General features: G+C 39.3%; 15 protein-coding genes and 1 other annotated feature. Of the genes, 9 read left to right on the forward strand and 6 right to left on the reverse strand.

The features are described from left to right. Positions 1 to 78: 78 nt before the first annotated feature. A complete protein-coding gene (locus tag BMZ31_RS05675; RefSeq protein WP_090830768.1) occupies positions 79 to 1,176 on the forward strand; it encodes a nicotinate phosphoribosyltransferase in 1,098 nt (365 codons plus the stop codon). Positions 1,177 to 1,348: 172 nt separating this feature from the next. Continuing rightward, positions 1,349 to 2,650 carry a UDP-N-acetylmuramate--L-alanine ligase gene (murC, locus tag BMZ31_RS05680; RefSeq protein ID WP_090830769.1) on the forward strand — a complete coding sequence of 434 codons (1,302 nt, stop codon included), beginning with the start codon at positions 1,349 to 1,351 and terminating at the stop codon, positions 2,648 to 2,650. 179 nt (positions 2,651 to 2,829) lie between these two features. Here the strand turns inward: murC and BMZ31_RS05685 are convergent, their stop codons facing one another. Beyond that, complete coding sequence (locus tag BMZ31_RS05685) at positions 2,830 to 3,945, reverse strand: aminopeptidase (protein WP_090830770.1); 1,116 nt, start codon at positions 3,943 to 3,945, stop codon at positions 2,830 to 2,832. 204 nt (positions 3,946 to 4,149) lie between these two features. Between BMZ31_RS05685 and BMZ31_RS05690 the strand changes: the two genes are divergently transcribed. The 5 genes from BMZ31_RS05690 to ccpA all read left to right on the forward strand — a co-directional run bounded on the left by BMZ31_RS05690 (position 4,150) and on the right by ccpA (position 8,507). Then, positions 4,150 to 4,626, forward strand: a complete 477-nt coding sequence (locus BMZ31_RS05690) for a DUF948 domain-containing protein (RefSeq protein WP_090830771.1) — start codon at positions 4,150 to 4,152, stop codon at positions 4,624 to 4,626. A 16-nt stretch (positions 4,627 to 4,642) separates the two neighbouring features. Continuing rightward, the gene (locus BMZ31_RS05695) at positions 4,643 to 5,146 is read left to right on the forward strand and encodes a YtxH domain-containing protein (protein ID WP_090830772.1); all 504 of its coding nucleotides are present in this window, start codon (positions 4,643 to 4,645) and stop codon (positions 5,144 to 5,146) included. A 77-nt stretch (positions 5,147 to 5,223) separates the two neighbouring features. Next, entirely contained in the window at positions 5,224 to 5,556 is a 333-nt protein-coding gene (gene ytxJ, locus BMZ31_RS05700) for a bacillithiol system redox-active protein YtxJ (protein WP_090830773.1), read from the forward strand. Between the two features lie 454 nt (positions 5,557 to 6,010). Then, complete coding sequence (locus BMZ31_RS05705) at positions 6,011 to 7,087, forward strand: bifunctional 3-deoxy-7-phosphoheptulonate synthase/chorismate mutase (RefSeq protein WP_090830774.1); 1,077 nt, start codon at positions 6,011 to 6,013, stop codon at positions 7,085 to 7,087. Between the two features lie 421 nt (positions 7,088 to 7,508). Further along, complete coding sequence (gene ccpA, locus BMZ31_RS05710) at positions 7,509 to 8,507, forward strand: catabolite control protein A (RefSeq protein WP_090830775.1); 999 nt, start codon at positions 7,509 to 7,511, stop codon at positions 8,505 to 8,507. A gap of 38 nt (positions 8,508 to 8,545) precedes the next feature. Here the strand turns inward: ccpA and BMZ31_RS05715 are convergent, their stop codons facing one another. The 3 genes from BMZ31_RS05715 to BMZ31_RS05725 all read right to left on the reverse strand — a co-directional run bounded on the left by BMZ31_RS05715 (position 8,546) and on the right by BMZ31_RS05725 (position 11,065). Beyond that, on the reverse strand, positions 8,546 to 9,718 hold the full coding sequence (locus tag BMZ31_RS05715) for an acetoin utilization protein AcuC (RefSeq protein WP_090830776.1): 1,173 nt from the start codon (positions 9,716 to 9,718) through the stop codon (positions 8,546 to 8,548). Then, on the reverse strand, positions 9,715 to 10,362 hold the full coding sequence (locus BMZ31_RS05720) for an acetoin utilization AcuB family protein (RefSeq protein ID WP_090830777.1): 648 nt from the start codon (positions 10,360 to 10,362) through the stop codon (positions 9,715 to 9,717). Before BMZ31_RS05720 ends, BMZ31_RS05715 begins: the two co-directional genes overlap by 4 nt. Positions 10,363 to 10,432: 70 nt before the next feature. After that, complete coding sequence (locus BMZ31_RS05725) at positions 10,433 to 11,065, reverse strand: GNAT family N-acetyltransferase (protein ID WP_090830778.1); 633 nt, start codon at positions 11,063 to 11,065, stop codon at positions 10,433 to 10,435. A 359-nt stretch (positions 11,066 to 11,424) separates the two neighbouring features. On the opposite strand from BMZ31_RS05725, the gene acsA reads away from it, so the two are divergent. Then, positions 11,425 to 13,143, forward strand: a complete 1,719-nt coding sequence (acsA, locus tag BMZ31_RS05730; protein WP_090830779.1) for an acetate--CoA ligase — start codon at positions 11,425 to 11,427, stop codon at positions 13,141 to 13,143. A 367-nt stretch (positions 13,144 to 13,510) separates the two neighbouring features. Here acsA and BMZ31_RS05735 read toward each other — a convergent pair whose 3' ends face one another. Further along, positions 13,511 to 16,315: a transglycosylase domain-containing protein gene (locus tag BMZ31_RS05735; RefSeq protein WP_090831370.1), complete on the reverse strand. Its 2,805-nt coding sequence runs from the start codon at positions 16,313 to 16,315 to the stop codon at positions 13,511 to 13,513. Positions 16,316 to 16,466: 151 nt separating this feature from the next. Beyond that, positions 16,467 to 16,671, forward strand: a binding site (T-box leader). Between the two features lie 49 nt (positions 16,672 to 16,720). Between BMZ31_RS05735 and tyrS the strand changes: the two genes are divergently transcribed. Further along, entirely contained in the window at positions 16,721 to 17,977 is a 1,257-nt protein-coding gene (tyrS, locus tag BMZ31_RS05740; RefSeq protein WP_090831371.1) for a tyrosine--tRNA ligase, read from the forward strand. Between the two features lie 103 nt (positions 17,978 to 18,080). Here tyrS and rpsD read toward each other — a convergent pair whose 3' ends face one another. Beyond that, on the reverse strand, positions 18,081 to 18,683 hold the full coding sequence (rpsD, locus tag BMZ31_RS05745; protein ID WP_090830780.1) for a 30S ribosomal protein S4: 603 nt from the start codon (positions 18,681 to 18,683) through the stop codon (positions 18,081 to 18,083). Positions 18,684 to 18,760 lie beyond the last annotated feature (77 nt).

Consider the following 18,760-nt stretch of genomic DNA (forward strand, 5'->3'; position numbering starts at 1 on the left):
AACGTGAACAAATAATAGTAGGACATCAAGAAAATTGCAGAACGTCCTTTAGGATTTCTTATGAGGAGCTTTAAAGAAATGAAGGAAATTGAGTTAAAGTTACAAGGCGTTATTAAACGTCTAACAAATCAAACGTTTAAATTTGACGAAAGAGTAAAAGAAGGCTGGTTTTCAGCTGTTTACTTCTTAAAAACAAAGGAAATCATCGAAAAATACCATAGTGATAATGTGGTAACGATGCAGTTTTTCCAGAAAAGCACCGCCGTATTATGTGGGACAGATGAGGTCATTGCCCTCGTAAAAACATTTGCCACTAACCCTGACGAATTAGAAATCAATTCGTTAAAAGATGGCGACAAGATCAGTCCATTTGAAACGGTTCTAACCATCAAAGGTCCATATCAAAACTTTGGTTACCTTGAAGGAGTAATAGACGGAATTCTTGCACGGCGTACATCCGTGGCGACAAATGTGTACAATGTCGTAAAAGCAGCCGCAAGCTCTGGAACTCAGAAGCCGGTCATTTTTATGGGCGACCGAGATGACCACTTTATCACTCAATCAGGTGATGGTTATGCAGCCTACATGGGCGGAGCAACCGCCCAAGCGACACATGCGATGAATGAATGGTGGGGTAAGAAAGGAATGGGAACGATGCCCCATGCACTTATCCAACTATTCAATGGCGATATTGTTGAAGCAACAAGGGCATATATTGAAACATATCCCGAAGATGATTTAATTACTCTTGTAGATTATAATAATGATGTTATTACCGATTCCTTGAAAGTCGCTCGTGAATTTGGCGATGTACTAAAGGGTGTCAGGGTCGACACATCCAGAACCATGATTGACCAGTACTTTTTAAGAAATCAGCACCTATTGGGAACATTCGATCCTAGAGGAGTAAATGCTGAACTCATCACTGCACTGAGAGAAGCACTTGATCAAGAAGGCTTTAATCATGTTAAGATTGTTGTGAGTGGCGGATTCACGGAAACAAGAATTCGTGAGTTTGAGGAAAAGGGCGTGCCGGTTGATATTTATGGAGTAGGCAGTAGCCTATTAAAGATCAATATTGGTTTTACCGGTGATAATGTTATGATTAACGGTGAACACCAGGCGAAAGCTGGTAGGCGATACCGTCATAACGAGCGTCTTGAGAGAGTAGAGTAGAATAGTCACGATTAGCACTTATATGTGTTTTATGAAAAAAAAGATGATATAATGTTTTAATACTTAAAAGTAATGGTATTCACCTAGTAGTGCATTAAGCTTTATAGATTAGCAAAAATAGATAGATGTCATATACTGTTTTACAGATAGACGTTTGTTGGAGGTTCTTTATATGACTATTTACCATTTTGTAGGTATTAAGGGGTCAGGGATGAGTGCTCTTGCGCAGGTCCTGCATGATATGAAATTTGAAGTGCAAGGCTCCGATGTCGAAAAGCGCTTTTTTACTCAACAGGCCCTTGAGCAATCAGGAATAAAGATCCTTCCTTTTCAAAAGGAGAATATTCAGCCTGGCATGACGATTATTGCCGGTAATGCATTTCCTGATACTCATGAAGAAATTCAAGAGGCGATGAAGTTAGGCCTTCCTATTGTAAGATATCACCGTTTCCTAGGTGATTTTATGCAAAACTTTACGAGTGTAGCGGTTACGGGTGCTCATGGGAAAACATCTACTACAGGATTGCTTGCCCATGTTATGAAAGGCGCTAAACCAACTTCATTTTTGATTGGTGATGGAACGGGTAAAGGTGAAGAAGGTGCACAATACTTCGTATTCGAAGCGTGTGAGTACCGTCGTCATTTCCTTTCATACTTCCCGGACTATGCCATTATGACCAATATTGATTTTGATCATCCCGATTATTTCGCTAACATTGATGATGTTATCTCAGCGTTCCAAGAAATGGCTTTGCAAGTGAAAAAGGGCATTTTTGCGTGTGGAGATGATGAACATCTTCAAAAGATCCAAGCAAAAGTTCCAGTCCTGTTCTATGGATTTGGGGAAGAAAATGACTTCCAGGCAAGAAATGTTGTTAAATCAACTGAAGGAACTACTTTTGATGTCTTTATTCGAAATACTTTTTATCATACTTTCAAAATTCCAACGTTCGGTGATCATAATATCTTAAACTCACTAGCGGTCATTGCGCTAAGCCATTATGAGGAATTGGAAGTTGAAACGGTTATGGAACAACTTCAAACTTTCGAAGGCGTAAAAAGAAGATTTTCTGAGAAGAAATTTGGAACTCAAGTCATAATTGATGATTATGCACACCACCCTACAGAAATAAAAGCAACGGTTAACGCGGCAAGACAAAAATATCCTGATCGAGAGATTGTCGCTGTTTTTCAACCGCACACATTTACAAGAACCCAAACATTCCTTGATGATTTTGCGGAAAGTTTGAACTTGGCAGACAAAGTATACTTGTGTGAAATTTTTGGTTCGGCACGTGAAAATCACGGGAAGCTTTCCATTGAAGATCTTCGCGAAAAGATTTCTGGTGCAGATTTAATTTCCGAGGATAACACTGAGTCTCTCAAAAAACATGAAAATAGTGTGCTTATTTTTATGGGTGCTGGTGATATTCAAAAATTCCAAGAAGCTTACGAAAAGCAATTTAGTTTATAAATTGATACAAAAAGGATGCAACAATTGTTGCATCCTTTTCATTTATATTTAGGTTGCTTTCGCGTTGATTGTTGCTTTTCGAGAAGCTCCTGAACCCAGAATTCATATAAAATCGTAAAAATCCAGAAGCCGATTTTTACTTTTGCATCTGAAAGCAACAAAGTTTACGAAAAGAGCCTTTATTTAAGATTCTCAGGGTTTAAGCCTTCTAATTCAGGAATGACGAATCTGCCATCTTTACGAATAAGGACGTCATCGAAGTAAATTTCGCCTCCACCATATTCAGGTCTCTGAATGTTCACCATATCCCAATGAATATTGGAGTGATTACCATTGAATGCCTCATCATAGCATTGACCAGGTGTGAAGTGGAAACTTCCATCGATTTTTTCATCAAATAAAATATCCTGCATTGGATTTTGGATATATGGATTTACCCCAATCGCAAATTCACCGATATAACGAGCTCCTTCATCCGTATCGAATATTTTATTGATTCGCTCTGAATCATTAGCCTCAGCCGAAACGATTTTTCCATTTTCAAAAGTAAGCTTCACGTTCTCGAATGTAAAACCATGGTATGGAGAAGGCGTATTATACGTAATTGTACCGTTTACTGAATCGCGAACAGGAGCGGAGTAAACTTCTCCATCTGGAATGTTTAAGTGTCCGGCACATTTTACCGCAGGGATATCCTTAATAGAGAATGAGAGGTCTGTACCAGGACCTGTAATGCGTACTTTATCAGTACGGTTCATTAACTCGACTAGGCTATCCATCGCTTCGTCCATCTTTGCATAGTCAAGGTTACATACATTGAAATAAAAGTCTTCAAAAGCTTCTGTACTCATCTTCGCTAATTGAGCCATTGAAGAGTTAGGGTAGCGCAGCACAACCCAACGTGTTTTAGGTACGCGAATTTCTGAATGAACTCTTTTACCAATGCTGTTTCCATGGATTTTCATTTTTTCGCTAGGCACATCGGCTTGTTCGTTAATGTTATCACCAGAACGTAAACCAATGTAAGCATCCATCTTCTGCATAACATTTGCTTCGAAATCAGCCATCATTTGATATTGCTCTTCTTGTGCTCCCATTAATAAAGAACGGTCTACCTGTTGATCTTTTAATGAGACAAAAGGGTAGCCTCCTGCAGCATAAGCTTCTTTTACAAGAGCCATGACGAGTTCGCGTTGTAGTCCAAAGTTTTCTATTAAAACTTTTTCACCCTTTTGCAAACGAATGGAATAGTTAATCAAATTCTTTGCGAGTTTTTCAATCCGAGGATCTTTCATTTATGTATAGCCTCCTAATACAAAATATGATGTTCTGTAATATTGTAACCGAATTCATAGAGATTGTTAAAATGTTATTTTTCTGTAATTTTTTAAAATGGCAGGAGAAAATAGAGATGACATTGAAATAATAAGTAGACAGCTTGGTTTATGCCCGTTTAGTATGGGTATTACTTAAATGTAGATTTAATGGAGGTGTATGAGATGAAAATAATTTTATATCTAAGCGTAGCACTAATTGCGGTCGCTTTTTTCGTTCTAGTGATTTATTTATCGAAAACACTTAAGTCGCTTCAAGTAACACTTGAGAGCGTATCAAAAACGTTGGTAGGTCTTGAAAATCAACTTAATGGGGTAACAAGGGAAACAACAGTATTGTTACATAAGACCAATAGTCTTGCAGATGATATACAGAAAAAATCTGAAAGCTTGAACAGCGTAGTTGCGGCAGTGAAGGATGTCGGACAATCCGTCCATAAATTTAACCAATCACTGCAAAACATCAGTGCGACAGTTGATCGTCAACTCGAAAACAACAAAGAGAAGATTTCGCAAATTATGCAATGGAGCAATGTCCTTCTCGAACTAAAAGATAAATGGAAGTCAAAAAAACAAGCTGTGTCAGCATCAAACCATGAACTAATTGCAAGAGAAGGTCAAAAAACAAGATTAAGACAATAAAAAGGAGGAGATCGGAGTGTTGAACAATCAAAATGACAGAAACGAAAGCAACTTACCTCAAGAAGAGGAAGCGGTGAACATGAAGAACTTTGCAGTAGGGGCTGTTATTGGTGGATTAGTTGGAGCGGCAGCTGCGGTTTTCCTTGCACCGAAATCAGGCAAGGAATTAAGAAATGATTTGACTGAGCAGGCGGGTGTCTTAAAAGAAAAAACGAGTCAACTACGTGAGACTGCGATGACAAAAGGTACTGAAATCGTAAGCATGGCCAAGGAAAAGGCAGAGAAATTGAATTTGATTTCTAAATCAGACTCAACAGATTCTGTTCAAGCAGTCGATACTCTAAATGATGACGTTACGCTAAATGAAACAGAAGTAGTGGAGGCATCAGTAAGTGAAGAAGTTGAGAATTCGACTACTCCTTTTGATGACTTAACATTAAAAGATGACAATGATGTTCGCCAAAAGCTCGAGGAAGCCAAAGCGGCATTCGAAGAAGAAGAAAGTAAAGTAAAATTGTAATTTAAAACAGTAAAATTGTTATCTAAACGGTGAAGTGGTAAAATGACTTCACCGTTTGTTTTTTGGAGGGGATATTCATGTCAAAACAAATTACTACAATGGAAGAATTTAATGAACAGCTTAAAGCAGGAGAAAAGCTTCTTCTTTTAAAGCATAGTTCTACTTGTCCGATTAGCCATGCTGGATATGATGAGTACAAGAAGTTTGTCAGCAACCATCCTGATATGAACGCTTGTTATTTGATTGTGCAAGATTCCAGACCTTTATCAAATGAAATAGCTGAGAAGTTTCAAGTTAAACATGAATCACCTCAAGCTATCCTTTTTGTCAATGGTGAAGTGGAGTGGCATGCATCTCATTGGAAAATTACAAATAAATCTTTAGAAGCTGCTATTTTTGCACAACAATAAAGACATCCGCTGGGTGTCTTTATTTATATATGCAACGCACCATTAACTGATCATTTACATACATTGCTTTAATACTTAAAAGCGTTTAATTAATAAAGATTTTGTGCGTGACAATCATAAATTTTTCCTTTATAATAAACCATAATTATTGAAGGCAAGGTAATATTAAAGTACATTGTTGTTTTCTGCACTTTGTTGATTGGAGTGGAAGGCGCTTGACTCCTGGGGGATTAGCGTTACAGGCGAGACCCCGCAGGAGCGATAGCGACGAGGAGGCTCGACGAACGCCCCCAAGACGAATTCGTTCATGAAAAAGCCTGCATTAGGGATTTTTCATAATTCGTACCGGAAAGCAAGCGACTGGAGCGGAAATCAACAGGCAAGTTTAACAGAGCCAAAGGCAAGGTAATTGAAAAGAAATAATGTTGTGGAACGATGAAAGGGCGGGAATGAAATGAGCAATAAAGAATTAGATCAACTTCGTACCAAGGTCGATGAAATCAACTTAGAACTACTAAAACTAATCAACCAACGAGCTCAACTCGTCCAGGAGATTGGCCGTGCAAAAGAATTTCAAGGTGTTTACCGTTACGATCCGGTAAGGGAACGGAAAATGCTCGACCTCATTAAGGATAATAACGATGGTCCTTTTGAAAATTCCACAATTGAACATATTTTTAAAGAAATCTTTAAAGCTGGGCTAGAACTGCAAAAAGATGATCACAGCAAAGCATTACTTGTTTCCAGAAAGAAAAAGCCAGAAGATACGATTGTAAATCTTCGTGGCGAAAAGATTGGGGACGGCAATCCGCATTTCGTATTCGGACCTTGTGCTGTCGAGTCTTATGAGCAAGTGGCTACTGTAGCAAAGGCAATGAAGGAAAAAGGTCTGAAATTGCTTCGTGGTGGAGCATACAAACCGAGAACTTCACCTTATGACTTCCAAGGACTTGGTGTAGAAGGCCTTAAGATCTTGAAAAAAGTTGCTGACGAGTTCGATATGGCGGTTATTAGTGAAATCGTAAATCCTGCTGATATTGAAATGGCCTCTCAATACATCGATGTCATTCAAATTGGTGCTAGAAACATGCAAAATTTCGAATTATTGAAAGCAGCTGGAGCAGTTAACAAGCCAGTTCTTCTGAAGAGAGGAATTGCTGCTACAATTGAAGAGTTTATCAACGCTGCTGAGTACATCATGGCTCAAGGGAATGGTCAGATTATCCTTTGCGAGAGGGGTATCAGGACGTATGAAAGAGCAACAAGAAATACGCTTGATATTTCTGCGGTTCCAATTCTTAAACAAGAAACTCATTTGCCAGTATTAGTGGATGTGACTCACTCTACTGGACGCAGGGACCTATTACTTCCAACTGCAAAAGCAGCACTGGCTATCGGAGCGGATGGAGTAATGGCGGAAGTTCATCCAGATCCAGCAGTTGCATTATCAGATTCTGCTCAGCAAATGGATCTTAAGCAATTTGATCATTTCTTCAGCGAGTTGCTTTCATCTAAATTTGTCAGAGCGTAACATCATTATATAAAGCCTTCTGTTTTCAAAACAGAAGGCTTTTCAATTATTAAGGCTATTTTCTCATTGATTGTTGTTTTTCGAATAATTCTTCCAATACGTATCAATATTGGCTTCCGGGATCTTTTCGAGAAGTTCTTGAACCTATATTTGAATAAGAATCGTAAAAATCCAGAAGCCGATTTTTACTTTTGTTTGTGAAAGCAACAAAGTTTACGAAAAGAGCCAATATTAAAGATAAATTTCTTAAAATAGTATTAAAATAGGTGTCTTTACATTGCGGCAATACCCAGGTTGTCGTATTATTAATAACATAATTAATTTGTTTACCAAATCACAATCTTAATCTTGTGACTAGATTTTCTCTGGTTGCTGTAAAATAAAGAAAAAGTGTCTGGTTCGATAAAGGAGTGTAAGAAAATTGAATATAACAATATATGATGTAGCAAGAGAAGCAAATGTCTCGATGGCAACAGTGTCTCGTGTCGTAAACGGCAACCCAAATGTTAAACCAACAACACGAAAGAAAGTATTAGAAGTAATTGACCGTTTAGGTTACCGTCCAAATGCCGTTGCAAGAGGATTAGCAAGTAAGAAAACGACAACCGTTGGAGTAATTATCCCGGATATTTCAAGTATCTTTTTTGCAGAGCTTGCAAGGGGTATTGAGGATATTGCAACAATGTATAAGTATAATATTATCCTTAGTAACTCGGATCAAAATATGGAAAAGGAAATGCATTTATTAAATACAATGCTTGGTAAGCAGGTAGATGGGATTGTTTTCATGGGGGGAAATATCACTCCTGAACTTGTGGCAGAATTTGAGAGATCTCCGGTTCCAATTGTTTTAGCTGGATCGATTGAAGAATCAGAAAAAATTCCTTCCGTAAATATCGATTTTGAAAAAGCTGTTTACGATTCAGTTCAAGATTTTGTTTCTCGAGGACATAAACAAATTGCTTTCGTTATCGGACCTTTGCATGAGCCTAAAAACTTAGAGAAAAAGCTGAAAGGCTATCGAAGTGCCCTTGAAGATGCAGGGATCGCCTATAACGAGGATCTTGTAATCGAAGGGGATTATACTTATGATTCAGGTCTTGAAGCATTCGAGAAAATTGCAGAAATAGAAAATCGCCCAACGGCTATCGTGGTTGGATCTGATGAAATGGCTCTTGGAGTAGTTCACGGGGCACAAGATAAGGGCTTCAACGTACCAGAGGATTTTGAAGTCATCAGCTCTGATAACACAAGATTATCATTAATGGTTCGCCCGCAACTTACTACTATCGTACAACCTTTATATGATATTGGTGCCGTAGCAATGCGTCTATTAACAAAGTATATGAATAAAGAAAAAGTTTCAGATAACATCGTTGTACTTCCGCACCGAATTGAACATAGAAACTCCACAAAATAAAAACTCGCCTTCTGGCGAGTTTTTTTCATACTTCCTACTCACCCTAGTTCGCTTTTCGTGCGGTTTCTAATAGGGTATAATGCCTTTTCTAGAGTCTGCAGATTCTTTTCGGTAATTTCACCTTTGCGGGGAATTGCTGGATATATGCCTTCAGGATCATCCCATAAATCCGGCAATGGGACTTTTGCAAGAGGTTTCCAAGCTTCAATCCATTCCGATGGTAAACTACCATAACAGTTTGAGTTTTCTGTCATTTCCATCCAGATTAAGGACCAAGCACGTGGGACAACTCTCCATATGTCGTAACCTCCACCTCCAACGGCAACCCATTTACCTCCACAGTATTTATGCGCGATTTCATGGGCGAGCTTAGGAATCTCACGATAAATCTTCATAGTCGCTGAAAGATGGGTGAGGGGATCATAATAATGTGAATCCGCACCATTTTGAGTGAGAATGATGTCCGGCTTAAAAAAATCTGCCACTTCCCTGATGGATTTTGTATAAACATCGATCCAAGATTCATCTTCTGTAAAGGCGTCTACAGGTATATTGAATGAGTATCCATATCCTTTACCTTGACCTCGTTCATTAACGTTCCCTGTCCCAGGGAATAAGTATCGTCCTGTTTCGTGAATGGATAATGTGCAAACATTTGGGTCGTCATAAAAAGACCATTGGACACCATCTCCATGATGGGCGTCCGTGTCAATATAGAGTACGCGTGCTTGGTATTTTTCTTGTATGTATTTAATGGCTACAGAACTGTCATTGTAAATACAAAAACCCGAAGCTTTGCCCCTAAAGCCATGGTGAAGCCCGCCCCCAAGGTTTAAAGCGTGCAGGGATCTACCTGACATTACTTCATCTACCGCTGTTAATGTCCCGCCTACGAGCAAGGAACTAGCTTCATGCATATTGGGGAAGATAGGCGTGTCTTCGGTACCGAGTCCATAGTTCTCCGCCACGTCTTTGGGCAATTCTCCATGCCCCGCCTTTTTGACAGCCTGCACATAACTTGGATCATGCACAAGGCAAAGTTCTTCTTCTGTTGCCATCCTGGGTGCCAATATATTTTCTTCCTTCAGAGCATGTGATTTTTTTAGCAAATCTACCGTCAACTTTAAACGGAATTGATTAAAGGGATGATCCTTACTAAATTTGTACTTAAGCAGATCATCAGAATAAATAAAGACATTTTCATTGATCATACAGAAGTCTCCGGGAAGTTTGGCCAAAGAACTTGATGTCCGGCTCCCTTAAGATCCTGTACCAAAGAGGTTGGGTTCATTGTTTGCAGTCGGATGACCAGAACTTTATAGCCTTCATCCTTTTTGTCCGGATAGACAAGTACGCTCTGAATATTTGCTTTCCGATTTCTGATTATGTTTGATATTTCAAAAAGTGCTCCAGCCTTATTTGGCACTCTTATTTCTATTTGAGAACCTGGCTGATGGGCGCCTGTCAACTCGACAAGTGTATGTAGAAGGTCAGTTTCAGTAATGATACCGGCCAATTTTCTATCTTTTAAAATAGGCAAACAGCTAATATTATGTTCATAAAAAAGTGCAGCGGTTTCTTCTACAAAGTCCAGTGGGTGCCCAGTAATGATGTCTTTTTTCATGATAGTATCAAGTGTTCTTCCAAATACTTCGTTGTGTTCATCTTTATAAAAGATGGAGGGGGTAGCCTGCTTGATATCCCGATCCGTTACCAGCCCTATTACATGGTCATCCTCATTGATGATAGGTAAATGACGTATCTTATTTGCCTCCATAAGTCGAATTGCATCAGCGATAGTATGAGAAGCAGATAGGGTGGCTACTTGAGTTTTCATAATTTCTTCCACAATCATTTTGAAACCTCCTCTATTTAAAACAAAATAGAAAGATTGTAACTAGGTTAAATGTGCACTTAGATAGTTGCTAATACATGAATCGGTTCATAAATCTGAGACGATCAAATTTTTGTACAGATTCAGGACCTATATTCTTACCAATCCTTGCCATGAGGCAATTCGCAGGGTGGGAACTGATTTCTGGATCATCCGTTGCAAAATACTCTAGTCCACCGGCATTCATCATTTTCTCCATTACTTTTCGGTACTCCCAAACATTCAGACCGGTTCCTTTAAGATCCCAATGCCAATAATACTCAGTAGTGATTATAATGAAATCTTCCATTGCTTTATCCATCATAGAGACCGTTAACAGGTTTTTACCTACTGAGCATCCTCTGAACTCAGGGATGACTTCTATCGCTCCAAGTTCTATTAGCTCTTCCATCTTACCTTCTGACCACCGTTCTAGTGGGTCAGGATACAAGAAGGTAACATACCCTACAATTGTATGGCGATGTCTTGCTACAATGATACGACCTTCAGGAAGAGCGGAAATTTCTACTAATGCTTTATGTTGCTGAGCTGGGGGACGAAATGCCACAAGATCATGATGGAATTCATACCCTGCCAATTTTTCAGCAGTAATGGGCCCCTCAATAAATAAATTACCGTAGGGCGTTTTGAGTTCTTTTGCATTATACGTTTTTTTGTGTTCCATTCAGTCACCACCCGTTTAATGTAGGCTCTTTTCTTAAACTTTGTTGTTATTGGATTAAAGCCAGAAGAGATTCAGCGTTTAGAATTTTATATCAAGGAAAAGAGCACGAAATATGAATCTATACGTGCTGTTGCATTTTCGTATAAGCAAAATCAATACGAAAACACTTTGATGTAAAATGATAATTCTATTATACATAAAATCTATTATTTAAAAGCGCTTTCATTAAATTTTCTGCAAAATTAGAATATTTTTCATGCATATTTAGCATAACATTTGTAAATTAAATTTTTTTAAAATTGTGAATAAGCTTTTTTTGTACTATAATAATGACAAACTTCATTTAAGGGGGAGTAGAAATGAAAGTGGAAGCGCTACCAGTTGTTCAAGGGGATTTCAATTTACTAGATTACAACTCTAAGGTTGAAAGTTTCGAATGGTCTGAAACAGAAAAACAATTTAGTTGGAGTGAAACAGGCCTTGTCAATATGGCATACGAGGCAATCGACCGCCATGCTGCAGGTCCTCGCAAGAATAAAGTTGCTCTTTATTACCGTGACGGTTCCAGAAATGAAAAGTATACCTTTAAAGAAATGAAAGAGCAGTCAAATAAAGCTGGAAATGCCCTCAAATCTTTTGGAGATGTTGAGAAGGGAGACCGTGTTTTCATTTTTATGCCTAGATCTCCAGAATTGTATTTTGCTGTTCTTGGTGCCATCAAGCTTGGAGCCATTGTAGGCCCACTTTTTGAAGCATTCATGGAAGGTGCTGTAAGGGATCGCCTGGAGGACAGTGAAGCAAAAGTTCTTGTAACAACTCCTGAACTTTTAGAACGTGTACCTGTTAATGAGCTGCCGGCACTGAAAACTATCTTCCTTGTTGGAAATGGTATCGAAGAGCAAGGGAAGTATATTGATTTTAATAAACGCATGGCTGAGGCAAGCAATAAACTCAAAATCGAGTGGGTAGATCGAACTGATGGATTAATTTTGCACTATACTTCTGGTTCTACTGGCAAGCCAAAAGGTGTGCTTCATGTACATAATGCAATGATTCAACATTACCAAACTGCCAAATGGGTACTAGATCTTAAAGAAGATGATGTATACTGGTGCACAGCTGATCCTGGGTGGGTAACAGGTACTTCTTACGGAATCTTTGGGCCTTGGTTAACAGGGACATCAAACGTTGTAGTTGGAGGGCGTTTTAGTCCTGACTCATGGTACAAAATGATTGAAGAGTTTGGTGTGACAGTTTGGTACAGTGCGCCGACAGCATTCCGTATGCTCATGGGTGCAGGTGATGAAATCGTTAAAAAATACGATATGAGCAGCCTTCGTCATATATTAAGCGTTGGAGAGCCGTTGAATCCTGAAGTCGTTCGTTGGGGTATGAAAGTGTTCCATTTGAGGATTCATGATACATGGTGGATGACAGAGACCGGTGCGCAGTTGATTTGTAACTATCCTTGTATGGCAATTAAGCCAGGTTCCATGGGTAAGCCGCTGCCGGGCGTTAAGGCTGCCATCGTTGATGATCAAGGAAACGAGTTGCCACCATATCGGATGGGAAATTTGGCTATCAAAAAAGGGTGGCCTTCCATGATGCATACGATTTGGAAAAATCCTGCTAAATTTGAGTCTTACTTTATGCCGGGGGATTGGTATGTTTCAGGTGACTCAGCATACATGGATGAAGAAGGATACTTCTGGTTCCAAGGACGTATTGATGACGTCATCATGACTTCTGGTGAAAGGGTTGGCCCATTTGAGGTAGAAAGCAAATTGGTAGAACATCCTGCTGTTGCTGAAGCGGGTGTCATTGGAAAACCTGATCCAGTAAGAGGAGAAATCATTAAAGCGTTTGTTGCATTAAGAGACGGATTTGATGCTTCTGAGGATTTAAAAGAAGAAATTCGCCAATTTGTGAAAAAAGGGCTGGCTGCACATGCTGCTCCAAGAGAAATCGAATTCCGTGATAAGCTTCCAAAAACACGCAGTGGTAAAATCATGCGCCGAGTTCTAAAGGCTTGGGAATTAGATTTACCAACTGGTGATTTGTCTACTATGGAAGACTAATTTCTTCTTTTTGAGTCCAAAACTAGTATCTTAAAACGAAAAGCTTCGAGTGAACTTTGCTCGAAGCTTTTTTGTGTGCCTAATCATGCGCCATTATCATTTATTATTGACAGTAGACATTTTTCTCTAACGCATCGCTCTGAAAAAATGAACCGCTGTTTTAGATTTGCGGTGTTTTAGGTACTTTTTGTTAACGTTCTAAGAATTTATGCGGCTAATTTCAATTATTTATTATGTTCAAGAAAATATATGCTGTCTCGAGAAAATTCAAAAAACTCTATGTCTTAATTAGACCATTTGAGAGCCCTGAAATCACTCCTCTCAAAAAAAAGACAACCACACTTTATGAGTGGGTTGTCTTAACAAATTAGGTTCCTGGTTTTACAGGTGGCTCCGTACCACCCGGCGGTGGGGTTACTGGTGGTGTCACAGGTGTTTCTGGTGGCTTCGCACCAATATCCAATTTATTTGATGGAGCGGATTCATTACCTGCGATGTCGACAGCGGTCACATAAACTGAACCATTTCCGACTGTCATTGTTAATTTTGAACCGGCATTAATACTGGCTACTTTGCTTCCATTATTGTATATACGATATCCAATAATGTCTTTTTCAGCATTTGCCGTCCATGTAATGGAATTGCCGGTTGCCGTGACACTTACAGGTGCAGGTGCCTTACCGTTTTCTTCGATTTTAGCATTGGCTGTAAGGAAACTGCCCCAACGCTCTTTTTTAGGGATGAGTTGATCCAAATCCTTGAAGTCAGTACCAGTCATCCATTTTACAAAGTCAGGGTTGAAAATCAAGCCTTGCTGTGCGAAATCTTTTGGAGTCGAATCGAGTGCAAGGTAGTTTTTATCACCAATTCGAACGTAATTTCCTGCAATTAAGCTATCATCTACTTTTGTAGGAACGAATTTTGCATTGAAGATATCTGTTTCGATCATGCCGGCTTTTGTACAACCTTCTGATGGAAGTAATCCAGAAACCGCGCAATACGATCTCCTCACTATGCCACCTGGCATTTTAAAACCTTCTGCAGGATCGACGAGCTCTGGTTTAATGTCATATGCTGCATTCATTAGATCAGCCCAGAGGTAATTTGCTCTTAAGCTGTAGCTTAATCCTCCAGATTTTAGCGATTTAGGTGTATCATAGCCAGTCCAGATCCCAAATGATACATTAGGATTTGTTGCTACGAACCAAGCATCGTGGAAATCAACCCCCGTACCTGTTTTTCCAGCCCAATCCGATTGGAATTTTAGACGGGATTTAATCGAAGTAGCTGTACCGCGATTAATTACATCCCTCATCATATCAATCGTCAAGTAGGCAGTTTGAGGACTGAAAACATCAACTGGGTCAACCTTGTGCTGATAAATGATATTACCCTTTTTATCCGTAATTTTGTCGATCATGTAAGCATCTATAAATTTCCCGTCATTAGCAAACGTTCCAAATGCGTTTGTGTTTTCTTCGACTGTCACACCATTTTTTAGTGAACCGATAGCAGTTGCAAGGTTAGTGTAATCTTCTTCTAAAAGGGAAGTGAATCCCATCTTCTCAAGATAGCTAGCGGGACGTTGCCCGATGATATCTTTATATAATTTTACCGCAGGTACGTTATATGACTTGGCAAGCGCGTGTCTTGCGGAAGTAAGTCCACTATAACGCTTGTCATAGTTCATCGGCCAAGGTCGGTTAAGACCTGGTGCCAGCCTCAAAGCAACGTCCGGTAATATTGTACCAGGAGATGCTTTTCCAAGCTCTATTGCTGGGCCATAAACAAGTAGAGGTTTCATGGTAGATCCATTTTGGCGTACTGCACTTGTCGCGTGATTAAGTTGTTCTTTTTGATAGTCACGTCCAGCAACAAAGCTGATAATTTTTCCTGTTTTGTTTTCGATAAGGATCGCGCCAACTTCTACAGGCTCCATGATGGTCTTTATTTCGCCAGTTTCAGGGTCTTTCACTTCTTGAGGTTTATCAGGTCCAAAATGAGGGTATTCATTCTTTACCTTTTCCATTGCATCTAAAATATCTTTATCAATGGTTGTATGTATCTGATAACCATTTTGACGAAGGTTACGACTTGCAATGGTCAAGTATTCATTGAAGAGAGCATCATTTTTTCTTAATGTTTTTTCTTTGACGCCTTCTTTTTCTGCCATAACGATTGCTAAAGTTTCAATAGCTCTCTTTTCAACTTCCATTGTCAACCAAGGATATTTTTCTAAAGGATTTGACCCAGGGGCAACAAAATCCTTTTTAAGGTCATAGTTGATTGCTTCTGAATATTGTTTTTCATTTATATAACCGCCATCTAGCATACGTTTTAAGACAACTTTCATCCTTGTTTGTCCAGGTTCTAGATTCGTCTTAATTTCACCTTTATTCGTGAAAGGTGTATAACCAAAAGGACTTTGTGGCAAGCCAGCTATGAATGCTGCCTGTGCAAGGTTTAAATCCTTGGCGCTAACTCCAAAAATCCCCTTTGCTGCTGCCTGAACACCAGCAACATTTCTTCCCGAAGAGTTTCTTCCAAAAGTAGAAACGTTCAAATATGCTTCAAGAATTTCTTTCTTATCAAAGAACTTCTCCAAACGCAAGGCTAGCAAAATTTCTTTCGCTTTTCTTTCAAAAGACACTTCGTTTGTTAATATTTGATTTTTGATAAGTTGCTGAGTAAGTGTGCTTCCGCCTGATTGGACAGACGCATTCGACACTTCTTGAAAAAGTGCACGTAGAATGGCTTTTGGTACCACCCCGTCATGCTTGTAAAAATACTCATCTTCTGTTGCAATCACAGCATCCGTTAAGTATTTTGATACTTGATCAAGTTTAACTTCTTCGCGTTCAAGATCTGTACGAAGCTTGCCGAGAAAAACATTATTGGCAAAATAAAGTTCGGATGTTTCTGTATAATTATAGATATCTTTTTTCATACTATCGTAGGGACGAATCGGCTCATCTTTCACCATTGAGGCAAAATAACCTGCTCCGACAGCACCTGCGAAAGTACCTCCCACCAGGAGGATAATGAGGAATAAAAGTACGAGATTCCAAACGACATTGTATGTAATACGCGCACCTTTTACGGTTTTTCTATGTGTGATAAGGCCATATGCTGACTTGATTTTTTCTAACCACTTTTGCATGTTTTCATTCATCGTCATCTAACCCCCTAAAATCACATATATTATAGCATACTGAACACTGTTATATGACAAGGTTCAACATTTTTCTGAAATTTCCTTTTTTATAATCATGTTGACATGAGATAGGCAAATATGGTAAAAATGCCTTAACATAATTTGAATATGATAGGCTTTGATGGGAATGCAGTAGTTCTTCTGTCCCTTTTTCAGAGAGTCGGCGGTAGGTGCAAGCCGATAAATATAGAAGAATGAATTACGTCCTGGAGCTTCCGCCATTTTCATGATGGTGGACGGATAACCGTTAACTTTTTGAGTGGGAGGATTCGTTCCTCAAGCTGGGTGGTACCGCGCTTTTTTGCGTCCCTGCAATTTTTGCAGGGGCGTTTTTATTTTTTATTAGGAAGGAATGGATTGATAATGGATTTATTACAAGATTTGCAATGGAGAGGAATCGTCTACCAGCAAACGGATGAAGAAGGAATTAAGGATACGCTAGATAAAGAAAAAGTTTCTTTATACTGTGGGATGGATCCAACTGGCGACAGTATGCACATTGGGCACTTACTGCCATTCTTAACACTGAAACGTTTTCAAAATCATGGACACCGTCCAATCGTTTTAGTTGGAGGAGCAACAGGCTTAATTGGAGATCCAAGTGGAAAAAAGGAAGAACGCCAACTACAAACACTGGAAATGGTGCAGCATAATGTCGAGTGTCTTCAAAAGCAATTGCACATGATATTCGATTTTGAAGGTGAGAACGGTGCTATCATGGTAAATAACTATGATTGGGCAGGTTCCATGGATATTGTCACTTTCTTAAGAGATTATGGGAAGCATATCGGTGTGAATTACATGCTTGCGAAAGATACAATCGCATCGAGACTTGATACAGGGATCTCATTTACAGAGTTCACGTACACGATACTTCAAGCAATGGACTTCAAGCACCTTTACGAACATCATAATTGTAAAATGCAAATCGGTGGCAGTGACCAATGGGGCAACATCACTTCAGGTCTTGAGTTAATTAGAAAAATGATGCCTGAAGGATCAAAAGCCTTTGGATTGACTATTCCACTTGTTACAAAAGCAGACGGTACAAAGTTCGGTAAGACTGAAAGTGGAGCTATTTGGCTTGATGCTGAAAAAACATCTCCATACGAATTCTACCAATTCTGGATTAACACAGCGGATGCAGACGTCATCAAATACTTGAAATTCTTTACGTTCCTGTCACGTCAAGAGATTGAGGCACTTGAGACTTCCGTTCAGGAAGAACCGCATTTAAGAAAAGCACAAAAAGCATTAGCGGAAGAAATGACTCGCATGATACACGGAGAAGAAGCATTGAACCAGGCTATCAAGATTTCTGCAGCCTTATTCAGCGGAGATGTGAAAAATTTATCAGCTGATGAAATCAAACAAGGTTTCAAGGATGTACCAAGCTACCAGCCAGAAGAAGGTGTAACAAGTCTAGTCGATCTATTGGTTGCTGCTAAAATTGTTCCTTCTAAACGTCAGGCGAGGGAAGATGTTTCGAATGGTGCAGTTTCAATTAATGGTGAACGTGTAACGGATATCGAATACACTCTTTCTGAAGAGGATCGAATTGAAAATCAATTCACGATTATTCGTCGAGGTAAAAAGAAATACACAATGATCAAATACTAATATTTTTTAAACGTCCTTCCTTTCAATAGGGAGGATGTTTTTTTACATTAGAAGCACAACAAAAAACCCTTGCCAATAATGGCAAGGGTTTTTGTAAAGCCTATTAACGAGAGTAGAATTCTACGATAAGAGCTTCGTTGATTTCAGCAGGCAATTCTGAACGCTCAGGCATGCGAGTGAAAGTACCTTCAAGCTTGTCAGCATCGAAAGTTAAGAAGTCAGGTACGAAGTTGTTTACTTCAACCGCTTCTTTAACAACATCAAGGCCGCGTGACTTTTCACGAAGGCTGATTGTTTGTCCAGCTAACACACGGAAAGATGGGATATCTACACGTGATCCGTTAACAAGAATGTGACCGTGGTTTACTAATTGGCGAGCTGCACGACGAGTGCGAGCTAATCCAAGACGGTATACAACGTTGTCAAGACGTGATTCAAGAAGAATCATGAAGTTTTCGCCGTGTTTACCAGTCATTTTACCAGCTTTGTCAAACAAGTTACGGAACTGACGCTCAGTAACTCCATAAGTGTGACGAAGTTTTTGCTTTTCTTGCAATTGCAATCCGTATTCAGAAAGCTTTTTGCGTTGGTTTGGACCATGTTGTCCAGGAGCGTAAGGACGCTTTTCTAATTCTTTACCTGTGCCGCTTAGAGAGATTCCAAGACGACGAGATAGTTTCCAGCTTGGGCCGGTATAACGAGCCATAAATGACTCCTCCTCTGTGTTTTTATTTTGGTAAAATAAAAACCGTTATGAATTTACAATGTCGGTCATTTTATTTT

The organism is Bacillus sp. cl95, from assembly GCF_900115925.1.
GTDB lineage: Bacteria > Bacillota > Bacilli > Bacillales > Cytobacillaceae > Neobacillus_A.

What these genes read in the sequence shown, in the direction of transcription:
- BMZ31_RS05675 (WP_090830768.1), top strand. Translation starts at nt 79, where the DNA reads ATGAAGGAAATTGAGTTAAAGTTACAAGGCGTTATTAAACGTCTAACA.
- murC (WP_090830769.1), top strand. Translation starts at nt 1,349, where the DNA reads ATGACTATTTACCATTTTGTAGGTATTAAGGGGTCAGGGATGAGTGCT.
- BMZ31_RS05685 (WP_090830770.1), bottom strand. Translation starts at nt 3,945, where the DNA reads ATGAAAGATCCTCGGATTGAAAAACTCGCAAAGAATTTGATTAACTAT.
- BMZ31_RS05690 (WP_090830771.1), top strand. Translation starts at nt 4,150, where the DNA reads ATGAAAATAATTTTATATCTAAGCGTAGCACTAATTGCGGTCGCTTTT.
- ytxJ (WP_090830773.1), top strand. Translation starts at nt 5,224, where the DNA reads ATGTCAAAACAAATTACTACAATGGAAGAATTTAATGAACAGCTTAAA.
- BMZ31_RS05705 (WP_090830774.1), top strand. Translation starts at nt 6,011, where the DNA reads ATGAGCAATAAAGAATTAGATCAACTTCGTACCAAGGTCGATGAAATC.
- BMZ31_RS05715 (WP_090830776.1), bottom strand. Translation starts at nt 9,718, where the DNA reads ATGATCAATGAAAATGTCTTTATTTATTCTGATGATCTGCTTAAGTAC.
- BMZ31_RS05720 (WP_090830777.1), bottom strand. Translation starts at nt 10,362, where the DNA reads ATGATTGTGGAAGAAATTATGAAAACTCAAGTAGCCACCCTATCTGCT.
- BMZ31_RS05725 (WP_090830778.1), bottom strand. Translation starts at nt 11,065, where the DNA reads ATGGAACACAAAAAAACGTATAATGCAAAAGAACTCAAAACGCCCTAC.
- acsA (WP_090830779.1), top strand. Translation starts at nt 11,425, where the DNA reads ATGAAAGTGGAAGCGCTACCAGTTGTTCAAGGGGATTTCAATTTACTA.
- BMZ31_RS05735 (WP_090831370.1), bottom strand. Translation starts at nt 16,315, where the DNA reads ATGAATGAAAACATGCAAAAGTGGTTAGAAAAAATCAAGTCAGCATAT.
- tyrS (WP_090831371.1), top strand. Translation starts at nt 16,721, where the DNA reads ATGGATTTATTACAAGATTTGCAATGGAGAGGAATCGTCTACCAGCAA.
- rpsD (WP_090830780.1), bottom strand. Translation starts at nt 18,683, where the DNA reads ATGGCTCGTTATACCGGCCCAAGCTGGAAACTATCTCGTCGTCTTGGA.